Source organism: Patulibacter sp. NPDC049589, assembly GCF_040675535.1.
GTDB lineage: Bacteria > Actinomycetota > Thermoleophilia > Solirubrobacterales > Solirubrobacteraceae > Patulibacter.
This window is the reverse complement of sequence record NZ_JBFAPC010000051.1, coordinates 22,110-34,002: the sequence shown is the minus strand read 5'-3', so window position 1 is coordinate 34,002 and position 11,893 is coordinate 22,110. Positions and strand designations below refer to the sequence as shown.

The 11,893-nt window shown below is 61.0% G+C and carries 12 protein-coding genes; 2 read left to right on the top strand and 10 right to left on the bottom strand.

Annotated elements, in window-relative coordinates:
• On the top strand, positions 1-225 hold a 225-nt coding region (locus AB0L40_RS11890), incomplete at its 5' end, for an integrase core domain-containing protein (protein WP_364354009.1).
• 15 nt (positions 226-240) lie between these two features.
• On the opposite strand, the gene AB0L40_RS11885 is transcribed toward AB0L40_RS11890, so the two are convergent.
• The 3 genes from AB0L40_RS11885 to AB0L40_RS11875 form a co-directional block, all read right to left on the bottom strand.
• Positions 241-471: a hypothetical protein gene (locus tag AB0L40_RS11885; RefSeq protein WP_364354006.1), complete on the bottom strand. Its 231-nt coding sequence runs from the start codon at positions 469-471 to the stop codon at positions 241-243.
• Between the two features lie 502 nt (positions 472-973).
• The gene (locus AB0L40_RS11880; protein ID WP_364354003.1) at positions 974-1,573 is read right to left on the bottom strand and encodes an FkbM family methyltransferase; all 600 of its coding nucleotides are present in this window, start codon (positions 1,571-1,573) and stop codon (positions 974-976) included.
• A gap of 1,058 nt (positions 1,574-2,631) precedes the next feature.
• Positions 2,632-2,817, bottom strand: coding sequence for a hypothetical protein (locus AB0L40_RS11875; RefSeq protein ID WP_364354018.1), 186 nt, complete (start codon positions 2,815-2,817; stop codon positions 2,632-2,634).
• Here AB0L40_RS11875 and AB0L40_RS11870 point away from each other — a divergent pair.
• Positions 2,743-3,192, top strand: coding sequence for a hypothetical protein (locus AB0L40_RS11870; protein WP_364354021.1), 450 nt, complete (start codon positions 2,743-2,745; stop codon positions 3,190-3,192). The two genes, AB0L40_RS11875 and AB0L40_RS11870, sit on opposite strands and share 75 nt — an antisense overlap.
• A gap of 14 nt (positions 3,193-3,206) precedes the next feature.
• On the opposite strand, the gene AB0L40_RS11865 is transcribed toward AB0L40_RS11870, so the two are convergent.
• The 7 genes from AB0L40_RS11865 to AB0L40_RS11835 form a co-directional block, all read right to left on the bottom strand.
• Positions 3,207-4,196, bottom strand: a complete 990-nt coding sequence (locus AB0L40_RS11865) for a glycosyltransferase family 2 protein (RefSeq protein ID WP_364354015.1) — start codon at positions 4,194-4,196, stop codon at positions 3,207-3,209.
• A gap of 9 nt (positions 4,197-4,205) precedes the next feature.
• Positions 4,206-5,429, bottom strand: coding sequence for a lipid II flippase MurJ (locus AB0L40_RS11860; protein ID WP_364354000.1), 1,224 nt, complete (start codon positions 5,427-5,429; stop codon positions 4,206-4,208).
• A 172-nt stretch (positions 5,430-5,601) separates the two neighbouring features.
• The gene (locus tag AB0L40_RS11855) at positions 5,602-7,056 is read right to left on the bottom strand and encodes a polysaccharide biosynthesis tyrosine autokinase (protein ID WP_364353997.1); all 1,455 of its coding nucleotides are present in this window, start codon (positions 7,054-7,056) and stop codon (positions 5,602-5,604) included.
• Positions 7,053-8,372, bottom strand: a complete 1,320-nt coding sequence (locus tag AB0L40_RS11850) for an O-antigen ligase family protein (protein ID WP_364353994.1) — start codon at positions 8,370-8,372, stop codon at positions 7,053-7,055. Before AB0L40_RS11850 ends, AB0L40_RS11855 begins: the two co-directional genes overlap by 4 nt.
• A 265-nt stretch (positions 8,373-8,637) precedes the next feature.
• Positions 8,638-9,612, bottom strand: coding sequence for a GDP-mannose 4,6-dehydratase (locus AB0L40_RS11845; RefSeq protein ID WP_364353991.1), 975 nt, complete (start codon positions 9,610-9,612; stop codon positions 8,638-8,640).
• Positions 9,612-10,679, bottom strand: a complete 1,068-nt coding sequence (locus AB0L40_RS11840) for a glycosyltransferase (RefSeq protein WP_364353988.1) — start codon at positions 10,677-10,679, stop codon at positions 9,612-9,614. Before AB0L40_RS11840 ends, AB0L40_RS11845 begins: the two co-directional genes overlap by 1 nt.
• Positions 10,680-10,706: 27 nt before the next feature.
• Complete coding sequence (locus AB0L40_RS11835) at positions 10,707-11,390, bottom strand: WecB/TagA/CpsF family glycosyltransferase (protein WP_364354012.1); 684 nt, start codon at positions 11,388-11,390, stop codon at positions 10,707-10,709.
• Positions 11,391-11,893 lie beyond the last annotated feature (503 nt).

Here is an 11,893-nt window from a genome sequence, read left to right as displayed (position 1 = left end):
TGGCGCCACCTGCCCGCCGACGGACTCGAGATGACCGACCAGGTCGAAGCGTTCCGACAGCTCTACAACGAGGTGCGCCCACACGAGTCGTTGGATGGCCAGCGGCCGATAACCGCGTACCTCGCCGACCCCGCCGAGCGCCTCCCGCTCACCGACCCCAAGACCGAACCCTCTACCGACCTCGACGACCTAGTTCAAACACGCCAACTTGAGCGGATTTCTTGACGCGGGACAGCTACGCTACGCAACACGCCGCAGCCATCGATGCAGTCGGCACCGAACGTCAGCCGACAGGATCGTCATCACCTTCCAGCCCGGATTCGCAGCACCGGGCTCTTCCCCCAACCGCACGTTCTCGGTAACCAGATCCCGGGCGACGAGGCGATCGAGAAGGACTGTCGGCGCCATCACGCCCGCGTTCGCGACGACGTTCTCGTCGTCGAACACGACGACCGCCTGATCGTGCACCATGTGGGTGACCTCCTGGGCAGGCCCCGGCTGCGCCAATCGGCCGAAAAGGCCCTGCTCAGGAGGTCATTCTACTGAACCATTTCGCCCACCCGACCAACAACATCGGTCGATCCGGGTTCAGGCAGCAATCCAGGTTCGCGCGCTAGTTGTCAGCGCCCCGGACGAAATCCGCGATGAGTTGATCCGCCTGAAGACGAAGACGACGATCGCGCACTGCACCGGCATGCGCCCGGGGTCGAGCTGCGACCCGATCAGCACGACCAAGCGCGTGCTTCGCAGCCTCGCCCGACGCCTCCGGATGCTCGGCCGCAGAGCTGCAGGTCGAGCTCGACGACTGATCGCGCTCGCAGCGCCGCAGCTGAGCGCCCAGCACAGCCACGGGCCAGACCGCCGCGAAAACTCCTCGCGCTTGCAGGCGACAGCGGACCGCTTCCGCAGCCGCGCGGCGCTGCCTGGGTCGCTGCCCTGTTTGTCATCCGACTCCGCTTGCGTTCAACCGACGTCAGAGCGTCGTCCTTTTTAGGTGAACTCGATCTTTCAAACTCACCGACGTTAGCCCGAGGCGTTGCCCAGCTTCGGCCCAAAACTGCTCTTGGTCATCGGGCGCACCCCAGTCGTGGGTCTCTCCATAAATCTCGACGGGATTCCAGCTGCCAAAGATCGGTCCGGACTCAAAAAGCGACCACTCGCTTCCCTCAATGTCGACTTTCACGACCAGCGTGTCGTTGGGATCTGTGCCGACAGCTCGGAGCACGGAATCCGGAGTTACGACTGATACGACGATGGAGTCTGATGAGTCCCCGCCTACCCGAGATCCCCAGCTTTCATGCGATTGTTCGAAGCTCGTAACTCCCGGCACTGCCCCGATGGCAGCTTGCACGACGTGAACGTCTGCCGAGCGGGTATTCCGTCGTAGAAGTTCAGCGTTCGCCGGATCGGGTTCTACTGCGACGATGCGCGCGTGAGGGAACTTGCTTCGCAAATACAGTGAGGCGCAACCAACGTTGGCGCCTAGGTCTAGAACTGTGTCCGCGTCGCGAGAGGCGATGTCTCGGTACTCGCCCAGTAGCCAAATCTCGTCCAAATTTGCGATGTGGGACATATCGCGAACCCAGTACGTCTGAGATTGGCCATCGAACTTCACACGTATGGGGATTGCCCAGCGACTTGTCGCTCGGAATCGGATCTTCAACCGGATGAGACCCACCGAGACGAGTGTCAACCAGATCGCGCTTATTGGCCCAGCGCTCAACCGCCGGCTACGCCGAGCAGTGTTTGTCAGCTTTGACGAGACGGCCCTAGGAGCAGACATAGCTTAATTCTATCCGGTCCTGAGCCGGCCCGGCTCACTCCAGCGTCCGACTGCTCACCGCCGTCCACCCTCACCCCCAAAGCGCTCCCCCGACCCAAACACTTCGGACCCCGACTCAGGCGCCGCTTGTCCAGCAAGCCGGCGCCATTGCGGAAACCGATGCGCGCGCCAGCGCGCAGAAGCCTAACCCTAGCGACGTACGCACGATCCAGTCGATCAACCGACGCGCTTCCCGACATCAAACGACGAGGGCGAACGCCGAAGCAGCCCTAACGTCCGCTACTTCATTCCGCAACGCCAGAGCCGAACCCCGCCGCACGATCAAAGCGGGCGAGGGCTTCGAGGAGTCTACGACCCTAGGATCCGAGCTGGGATCCCAACCGCCGTAGCGTTCTGGGGAATGTCGTGCAGAACGAGCGTAAGTGCACCAATTCTGGCCCCTGAGCCGACCGTTATCTTACCCAGGACTTGGGATCCAGGAGCCAACACGACGCCGTCTCCCAAGGTCGGGCAGTCGGACTGTCCGCCACGATGTCCCAGTACTGTGGAAGTGTTGAGCGTGCAGTTCGATCCGACCACTGCGAAACGATTGACGATGATCGGGCCTTGGTGGGGAATTCGCAATCCCGGACCGATCTGCGTCGACCGCGGTATCTCAATTCCAGTTAGCACTCGACTTGCAATCGACAAGGGCGCATAAACGACCATGAGGCCAGCGCGCTTAAGGGCGTTGCCTCGGAGGGATGCTTGACCAAGCCGAAAGATGGCGGTTGCCCACAGCCCTGGTGCCGTGAACCGCTCTCGCGCGCCATATCGCCGACAGTCCTGTAGAAAGGCCATGAACGGGGTCATTTGTCCCCCATAGGCGGATCCACGGGGCGGAGGCGCCGGGCGGGCACGCCGGCCAGGACGTAGAACTTCCCCGGGATGCTCGCGGTCAGGACCGCGTTGGCAGCGACGTGGCAACCGTCATCAACATGCACGTCGCCGAGTACCCGCGCACCCGGCGCAATCTGAACATCGTCGCCGAGCACAGGGAAGCCGCTAGGGCTACCGCCCAAAGTCGCCTGATGGAGAGTACAGTTCCGTCCGATCTCGCAGCCGCCGGCCACGACAACTCCGACAGGGTGGAGGAGGCGAAGCCCCGCCCCAATTTTCGCCTCGACGGCGATATCGCTTCCCGTCAAAACCTGTGTCGCCTGCTTCGTGATCGCTGCGAGGTGACGATGCCCGCTCGCACGGAGCGCATGAGAAACTCGAAAGCCAAGTATCGCGACGGACTTCACGGCGAGCGCTGTAGAAGCGACCATTCGGGCCTTTCCAAGCCTCGTGGCCGGAACTGTTCGGTTATGCGTCCGCGCGAGGTCGACGACAGCGAGGCGCGCGCCGGTTTGAAGCTCACACAATAGAGAACTCACAGTATTTACGCGATAAAGAAGGTGTTGGATTCAACTTGGTCCCGGACGGCCCCGAGCCATGGGACCTCCAGCGGAGACCTATCTGTGAGCCTGCGCCGTATCAGATACGTGATCTTCTCCCAACTGCGGGGCGCAATGAGGAGGCCGAATGCGAGGACGAAGTCGAGCGGCTTTGCTGACCTCCGGTCAGCAAGCGCGCGCGCCGCATCCAATCGCCGTCCACTGAGGAACAACTGGCGCGCGTAATAGCGGCTCCGGACTCGTCGAGCCTCACGTTCGTCGGAGGCGGGGAGCGATCCGTGAAGGGCCCGAACTTGGTAATAGCTTGTCTCCATGCGCTGAAGATCATGAGACATAGATCCCGGAGCTCTTCGATACGCCACGAGGGGCTCCGGAATAGAGCTCACGGCACCGGCGGCGCTAAGTCGAATCCAACACTCCCAATCTTCGGACGCGACAAGCGATTCGTCGAACCCGCCGACGTCTCGGAGTACCGAAGTCTTCGCCATCACGCCGGAGCCCCCCGCGGGCACAACGTTACTTACAGTAATGCGTCGCCGAATTGTTTCGGGAGAAAAAGCGGGATAAATTTGGGTGGGCGCCAGCGAGTCGTCAACGACCACCGATCCCGAGACATTCCACACCGTCTTAGTGGAGGCTAGTGCCGACAGCTGCAGTTCTATCTTCTGAGGTGCCCAAAGATCGTCGTCGTCTAGAAAAGCGATGTACTCGCCCCGTGCCCTATTCAGACCAGCGTTTCGTGCTGCCGGGAGTTTTTTCGGTTGTTCGTGGCGCACGGGTATCAGCCGAGAGTCATCAATAGAGGCCAGCCACTCGCTCGTACCGTCGGAACTCGCCTCGTCGACAACGATAACCTCAAGCGCGGTATGCGTCTGCCGGAAAACGCTACTAAGGGCCAAGCGTAGCATCGGGAGTCGATTTCGCGTGGGGATAACGACCGAGACCAATGTATGCGGAAGGCTATTCGATCCCATAACCATCTCTCATTTGGTAACAATTCGGGGTTCTGTCGGGGCGACGCCGCCAGAGACACATTTGGCATAGAAAGCGGCTGCCATCGTCCACCGTGTCGCCGTCGCCGCGAGAACGATCCCGAAGATTCCCACGTAGTGAGCGCCCACGATCGAAGTCGACGTCGACATTGCAAGGGCTGTGGCGGAAAACAGGGGGAGCGATGTCGTTCGTCGTGCGGCAGATAGGTAGCGTCCAGCGAGTGCCGCGACCGCCGCTGGAGGGAGGCCGGCCAAGAGGATGAGGCTGACCCAAAGAATCCTCGTCGCATCCATACCGGCGAATGTCGGGCCGATTACCGCCGTAGCCGCGACCAGGCATGCACCCATTCCCGCTGCGATTGCTGAACTGAGCCAAAGGCTTCGCCGTATTGTCTGCCGAAAGTCCGCAACAAGCAGATCTCGCCGCTCGGTCGCAGCCAAATGTGACCATCTAGCCCCTGATACGACCACAATCGACGACCACATGACCGTCATTGGTACGAAAAATACCTTCTCGGAGAGGTCAATCGTGGTGACTGTACCTGGCCCAAGTGAGGAGCCAATTGCTCGATCGACTACCGGTGTTGCTTGGCTGAAAGAAATTGACAGCGCGTACGGCATCGAAGGCTTGATCAGTGAGGGGACGCTTCCTTCCGGCGGGGCGCCGTGTTTCGTAACAGGCTTTAGCTCCCGGATCACCGCGCGTCGGAGGAGACTTACGCGGACCGTTTCGCCGACTGCCAGTCCGATCGCGAGACCTGGAAGCGCGAGTTCGGTACCCCGCGTGACCGGGAGCGAGGCAAGCGCGCCGATCGAGCGGAAGGCAACTGTGGCTGGCGCGGTGAAGAACGCTCCTACGCTGTAAAGGGTGGCGGCGTATACGCTCGACGCGGCACTCGCCACAACTGTGGCAGAAAAGATCCAGAGCGTGACGACGCCGATGTGTTGAGTATGCGAGGACCAGTCATCGTTGCTTTCGATGGCAAACGTCCCGATCATGGCCAGAACGCCAAAGCCTAGCGCGGCCGCTGATGTACTGCCGACTACGACACGCCAAACGGCACTTTTCAGTCTGTCCGGGCCAAAACGCTGTGCCGACGCGAACACCGTGACTGCGTTCGCATGGATCGTGTTTTCAAGGATGCCAGTCGCGAACAGGCAGAAACTGAGCGCGAAGAAGTAAACGTCGGTCTCAGTCCCGATCCCGAGCGCCAATGACACAGCGAACGGCAATGCCAGCCCGGGTCCACTTCCGAAGACTGCGCCCGACAGGGCTCGCAAGTTCGGGCTTCGGAGTAGGGGCCTAGCTACACGAGCTTTAGTGCCCGCAGCTGGAGTACGTCCGGTCGGTTTAGGCGTCAAAGCGGCGTGTCTGCGCAGGTAACAGCTACAGCTCTGTGTAGTAATAGGCGTTCGCTACTGCGGGCGTCCCATTGGCAACGGTGCCGAGGATGGTTCCTCCAACTCGGGTGATGTCTTCGAGCAAGTTGATCGCCTGCGCTCGATCGGTCTGATCGAGTCGAACAACAACAATGGTGCCATCCGATTGCTCCACAAGCGGGAATGCATCGGCGACAACCAATAGCGGAGGAGTGTCCATCACGATCAGGTCGTAGTCATTCTTGGCGTCTTTCAGAATCGCCGCAAAGGCTTGACTTGCCAAGATCTCCCCGGGGTTTGGGGGAATCTGACCCGCGAGCAGGACGTCGAGCTGGATATCATCGACGCTGGTGGGAACCTTGGTTACGGCGTCTCGCCACGGTCTGTCAGTGACGATGGAATCGACCAATCCTGCCCCCGGGGGCACCTCTAGCTTGGTTCCAAGCGAGGGACGGCGGAGGTCAGTCTCCAGAAGCAGGACGCGCCGGTGTTGTTCGGCTGCGACCGTTGCCAGTTCAAGACTGATGGTCGACTTGCCTTCGCCCACGGCGGCAGAGGTGACTAGAACCGTCTGTACCTTGCGGTCCACGTTGAAGTAGCGGAGGCGGGTAAGCAGCAGGCGGAACGGTTCCTTTATGACCGTCGGGGAGGTGGTCTTTCCATAGTCTGCAGACGCGGGGATCGCGCCGAGGACCGGCCCGTCGTGCAGCGAGTCGACGTCTTCGATCGTACGAAGACGCCGGTCAACCTTCAGAGCTAGCCATGCGATAAAGGCTCCGATCAGGAATCCGAGAACAAACCCGATCGCAACGTTCTGCTTCGTTCTTGGAGACGATGGGTCGGTCGGGAGGTCAGCGGACTGTGCAATCTCCACGTTCCCGGTCTGGAGGCTGGCGAGGATCTCAAGCTGCTGTGACCGTGCTTCGAGCCCTTGCCCGCGACTGCTCGCGCGCGCCGCAGGATCGAGTCGGTCGATCTGAGCTTGGACGAGTTGACGTGCAGCATCGACCTTGCTCTGATCGCTCTGCTGGCGGTACCGGAGAAACGTCTGTGCGTAGACGTTGGTGAAGCGTTGAGCATCGCGCGGCGACGGAAGCGTGGCTTCGACCCGGATCAGATCCGAGGGGCCGTCGGGCTTGACGTTGATCGCATCCTGCACGTCTTGTCGCGATATGCCGCCGCCGAGGGCCGCAGCGGTTTTCTCTGCGACGACTGGGGCGCCCGCCAATTCGAGATTGGTCGCGGCCTCACGAACGGCGTCTCGGTTAGGAGCAAAGAAGCTCGAACCGAAGAGCTTCTGATCGAGCTGAGGATCTCGAAACAGCAGGTCGGCATTGGCGGTGTACTTCTTCGTCTGCGCGCTCGAGACGACGAACGCAGCCGCCGCGGCTATGACCGCACCAAGCAGTCCAACAGTCAGGTAGCGGCGCCACGCGATGGCTCGGAATGCATTAGGGATCATCGATACTCCGAGGGTACGGTGTGGACTCTTTGGAAATTAGAAGTTCGCTTGACTTGTGACTTCCGTCGCGGCGTCAAAGCTGCTGCGATCGCTGCTGCCATTGCGACCATTGTCGTTGTCCGAAGGGTCGGCGTGCCCACCACGGAGTTGACGCCAACGCCTAGCAAAAGTGCCAGGAGGGTCTGGGTCGCGAACCTCTGTTCTCCGACTGATACTGACAGCGCCTTGATTACTCTGAATACTCCGAAACCTATGAGCGATCCGAAGCAGGCAGCGCCGAGTAGTCCAGTCTCAACGAGCAGGCGGACGTAGTCGTTATGCGGTGGTGCACCGAGGGGACTCAACAAAGACGCCGTAGACCCAGATCCCCAGCCGATCAACGGTCTTTCGTGCCAGATCGTGAGAAACTGGGACCAGTTGAAAAATCGCCAGTCGAGTGAATTGGTGATGATGCCGGAGGCGGCAAGGCTTGGACTCGTCGTGCTGCGAACATCGGCGAGCCGCTCAGCGCCGAGCGGCGAGATGAAGAATGCGAGTGCGAGTGCGATGACGACAACGACGGTGCCAACTTTCGCCGGAATCGAGTACGAGCCGATGAGCAGCAGGAAAAGCGCTGCCGCGAGTGCCTGTGCGATGCCGCCAAGGCTGCCCGACGCCAAGAGTCCGATGGCCAGGACCGCGCAGGCTATCGAGGCGTAACGGCGGACTTTCTTGGTGCCAGCCAGCGCTAGGGCCATCGCAATCGTTAGGTCCGTAGCGAACAAGTCTGCCGCTGCATTCGGGTGTGAGAACGTAGACGACGCGCGCTGCGAGTTGTCCTCACCGAAGCTGCCTCCGGTGGCTATGGCCGTTAGTGCCGGGACGACGCCCGTCGCCACAACGACCGCCAGTAGGCGGGTAGGTGGAATTTCGTCGTCGCGACACTCAACCGCGATTACGAAAACGGCGAAGATCGAAAGCACTCGAACGAGTTCTCGCACCAGGGAAGCATCAGGCCCGTTTGCTGAGACTCCAATCAGGAACCAGATGAAATAGAGGGAGAGGAAGCTTACGACCCAGGGACCTGGAGATCGGGCTCGCCCCATTGCGATCCGTAGAGCAGCTACGCCTATGACCCAGGCTCCAAGAGCTGCAGACGCATTGAGATTTCCGGCCCCGCCTACCGCAGCACTTGCCAATGGGTCGGTGAAGTTGCGAATTCCCAAGACTAGTCCTACTACGACGAGCGGGGGCAACCGAGCGCCTCCGATGACCGTTGCTGCGCCGGCCGCGACCAGCAGCGCCGCTGGCGAAAGTACGCTCACGACGCCGACCACGGCACAAGTTCCGACGACTGCGACGAGCGTCAGAGCGTTCGTGCTCGCGTCGAGTGGTTTCGGCTGTCGAATGGCTGCTAGAGGGTGTCTCAAGGCGTCCGGACCTGCTCACTGACTGCGGGTCTGCTCTGCATGCACAGAACGACATGGCGGCATTCGTATGCGTTCGCTTTGCGAAAGAGCGAACGAACTCGGTGTGATGATACGGGCTGCAGCATGTGCTGGATGCAGCCAGTCGTGCCGGGTGAGGCCGCCTACGAGATAACTAGGAGATTTGTCCCCGGAGCCACTCGAATTCTCGCTCGAGTCCCTCGCTGAGACTCACGGCAGGCGCGAAACCAAGGTCTCGTCGCGCGCGCGAAGTGTCCGCGGCTGTGTCCCGAACATCGCCAGGCACGGTGGTTGAGTAGGTCACGTCGACCCTGCCCCCATTCAGGCCGTCGATGATCCCGAGGACTTCTCGGAGCGAACTGCGCACCCCGCCACCGAGGTTGTAGACGCTGCCAGGCGCTACTGCTGAGGTGGCCGCAGAGCGGGTGGCGGCCACGATGTCTGAGACGAACGTGAAGTCTCGGGTTTGGTGACCGTCGCCGTACACGACGATCGGCTCGCCTGCGAGCGCCGCCTTACTGAAAATGTTGAATGCCATATCTGGGCGTTGTCGAGGCCCAAAGACGGTGAAGAACCGGAGCGAGACAGTTTCGACGTCGAAGTTCTCGCTGAATGCGTAACAGAGATGCTCACCGCTCAGCTTCGTCATTCCGTACGGGGACTGCGGCGCTGGTGTTGCGAGTTCGGTGGTCGGGAAAACTTTGGCTTGTCCGTAAACCGACGAAGAGGATGCGTAGACGATGCGCGGAGTGCCGGCTCGTGCGACGGCGTTTAGAAGGTGCTGGGTGGCGACAAGATTGTTTTGTACGTAGCGCTGAAAATTGTCCCCCCAACTCGCGCGGACGCCAGGCTCGGCGGCCAAATGGAAGACGGTGTCGACGCCGTCCACGAGCTCATCCAGCTCGCCGCGCGAGAGATCGACGGGCACAAAGTCGAACGAATCCCATTCGCGCGCGTTCGCGAGATTCGCCAGTTTCTGGCTGCGTCCGTAGTTCGCGTTGAAACAATCAACTCCCACGACGTCGACGCCATCTGCAAGGAGCGACTCTGTGAGGTGAGAGCCGATGAAACCTGCGCATCCGGTTACAAGCGCGCGCTTGACGGGCGGACGTTTTCTCTGGGTGTTCATCATTGGACTCTCTGGCGGCGGTGAGCGTGGTGAATGGTGTCTGTGTAGATGGCTTCCAAACGGGCCGCTACAGCTGCAACGCTTAGAGGCTCGACCGCGGCCCTTGCCGCACACGAGATGCCCGCGTCGAGCGCCCTGGCGATTGCATCGGCGAACGCTCCGGTATCTGGTGCCCGAACGAAGCAGTCGTCAACACCCTGGAAGCGTTCTTCGATGTCGCCTACAGGTGTGGCGACGATCGGCATCTCGCTTGCCATTGCCTCTTTGACAGCGTTCGGTGACCCCTCCGACTTCGAAGGGAATACGAGGCAATTTGAGGCGTTCATCACGACAGGGACTTGGTCTGCAGGGACTCCCCATGCTTCGAATAGTCGAGCGCCAGGCCGCTCGCGGGTGACCCTCTCGGCGGCGGCCCGTGCCAGTTCGACGTTTTTTCGCGGATCGTCTGGATTCCCGAGGAAAAGCATGACTTCTCCGGTCGGCTCCCATCCGAGTTCTGCGCGCGCCGCTGCTCGGTCTCGGCGCTGAAAGCGGTCGAGATCTACTCCGTTCGCAAGAACGTGATTCCGGGCTTGCACGGATCCGGGCAGGACCTGCGCCATCTCTTTCGACTTCGTGATCGTCGCGTCCGCAAATCGGGCCACCTGCCGGAAGATAGCTACCTCCAATCGGCTCTTGAACGTTATGCCATTCGCACGCGGCGCGCCCAGGAGGTCCTCGCCGCAAAACGAGACGACAGTGGGCGTTGCGCGACTCAGCAGCGACGAAACGGCTGTGTGGCCGTAGTGCACGTGCACTACGTCATAGTCACCCGAGTCGATGCGTCGGGCAATTCTCGGGATCGCAGATACATAGGCGGCTTTGCTCTCGAAGCCGCGCACATAGATGAGGTCGACGCCAAGACCTCGGTCCATCAAAGAACGGGCCTGCGAACGAATGAACGATCCGTAGTAAGGCCGAACTTCATCGGGCCACATGTTCGTTACGAACAGAACACGCTTCGTCCCAGGTCCGGGGAGATTCAGCCTCTCAAACGAGATGCTTGGTGTCCGAGTGAGGAGTTTCATTCTGGTGTCGACATCCTCGAGGATTGACTAGGCACGGTCGAAGCGCGTCGCGAGCGCCCAGGCGAACAGGCGGATCGCAAACGGGAGACCATGAATTACGTAGCGGCGCGCCAGTCGTCGTGGTTCTCGAGCGAGCCGAAAGATCCACTCGGTACCGGACCGCTGCATCCAGGCGGGGGCGCGACTCACGTGTCCAGCGACGAAATCGATGCTGGCCCCAACCCCGACGTACCACGCGTCTGGATGGTATCCGCGCAAGATGTCGATCACTCGATCCTGCTTCGGGAATCCAAGCGCGACGAAAACGACCCTGGGTGCACTCAACGCGATTTCAGTTCCCACGCGCTCGAGTTCAGCGGGCTCCGTCTCGAATCCCGGTTCAGGGCAAGAAGTTCCCGCAACAGACAGGCCCGAAAACTCGGCTGCCAGTGTTCTCCCGGCTTTGGCGGCCGCGCCGGGCCGTCCGCCGAGTAGGAAGACCGAGCAGCCGGCGTCTCGCGCTGACTTCGATAGGGATCGGATCAGGTCGGATCCCGCTACTCGCTCGGGCAATGGTCTGCCGGCGATTCGGCTGGCCCAAACCAACGGCATGCCGTCTGCTATCACGAGGTCGCCAGCCGTTATCAGACCTTTTAGGTCCGCATCTGAGGCCGCTCGTCGGAAGTGATCCAAATTCGCAGTGACTATCCGTCCACCTCGGCCGTCGATCATGTCTGAGTGTACGAGCGAGATCGTGTCCGCATTCGTGATGACGGCGACTTCGATTCCGGGGTAGAGCGCGACCCGACGGGCTGCTTCGGCACGCCGAGAGGACGACGCGAATTTCGAATCCAACGGGTGCCTCACGGTTGCCCCTGAAAGTTCGAGGCACAACGCACTCTTCGCATGAACTCTCGATCCGCGCGTTCGAGATCGACGTCTTCCCGGACACGGGACGCAGTTGTGGGATTGATTCTGAACAGCAGGATCGCGCTGGGTCGGGTCTGTACTTTGTCGTTCTGCCCCAAGGTTTCGGGGCGCTAGCGGCTGGGGAGCTTAGCGGGTGATGGCGTAAGCCAGTTTAGTTTCCGAAGGTCCGGGCGGACTCTCGCGGTGTTGTAACGGCGGGCAAATAGTTTGTCCCACGGGCGGGCCCTCGCGCCACGACCATCGGTTCGATCGCCAAGCTGTTCGGCGGTAACGGACCAATATCTCTTCCAGAGCTAGACTTGCGG

What these genes read in the sequence shown, in the direction of transcription:
- AB0L40_RS11845 (WP_364353991.1), bottom strand. Translation starts at nt 9,612, where the DNA reads ATGAACACCCAGAGAAAACGTCCGCCCGTCAAGCGCGCGCTTGTAACC.
- AB0L40_RS11865 (WP_364354015.1), bottom strand. Translation starts at nt 4,196, where the DNA reads ATGGGATCGAATAGCCTTCCGCATACATTGGTCTCGGTCGTTATCCCC.
- AB0L40_RS11855 (WP_364353997.1), bottom strand. Translation starts at nt 7,056, where the DNA reads ATGATCCCTAATGCATTCCGAGCCATCGCGTGGCGCCGCTACCTGACT.
- AB0L40_RS11880 (WP_364354003.1), bottom strand. Translation starts at nt 1,573, where the DNA reads ATGTCCCACATCGCAAATTTGGACGAGATTTGGCTACTGGGCGAGTAC.
- AB0L40_RS11840 (WP_364353988.1), bottom strand. Translation starts at nt 10,679, where the DNA reads ATGAAACTCCTCACTCGGACACCAAGCATCTCGTTTGAGAGGCTGAAT.
- AB0L40_RS11835 (WP_364354012.1), bottom strand. Translation starts at nt 11,390, where the DNA reads ATGATCGACGGCCGAGGTGGACGGATAGTCACTGCGAATTTGGATCAC.
- AB0L40_RS11885 (WP_364354006.1), bottom strand. Translation starts at nt 471, where the DNA reads ATGGTGCACGATCAGGCGGTCGTCGTGTTCGACGACGAGAACGTCGTC.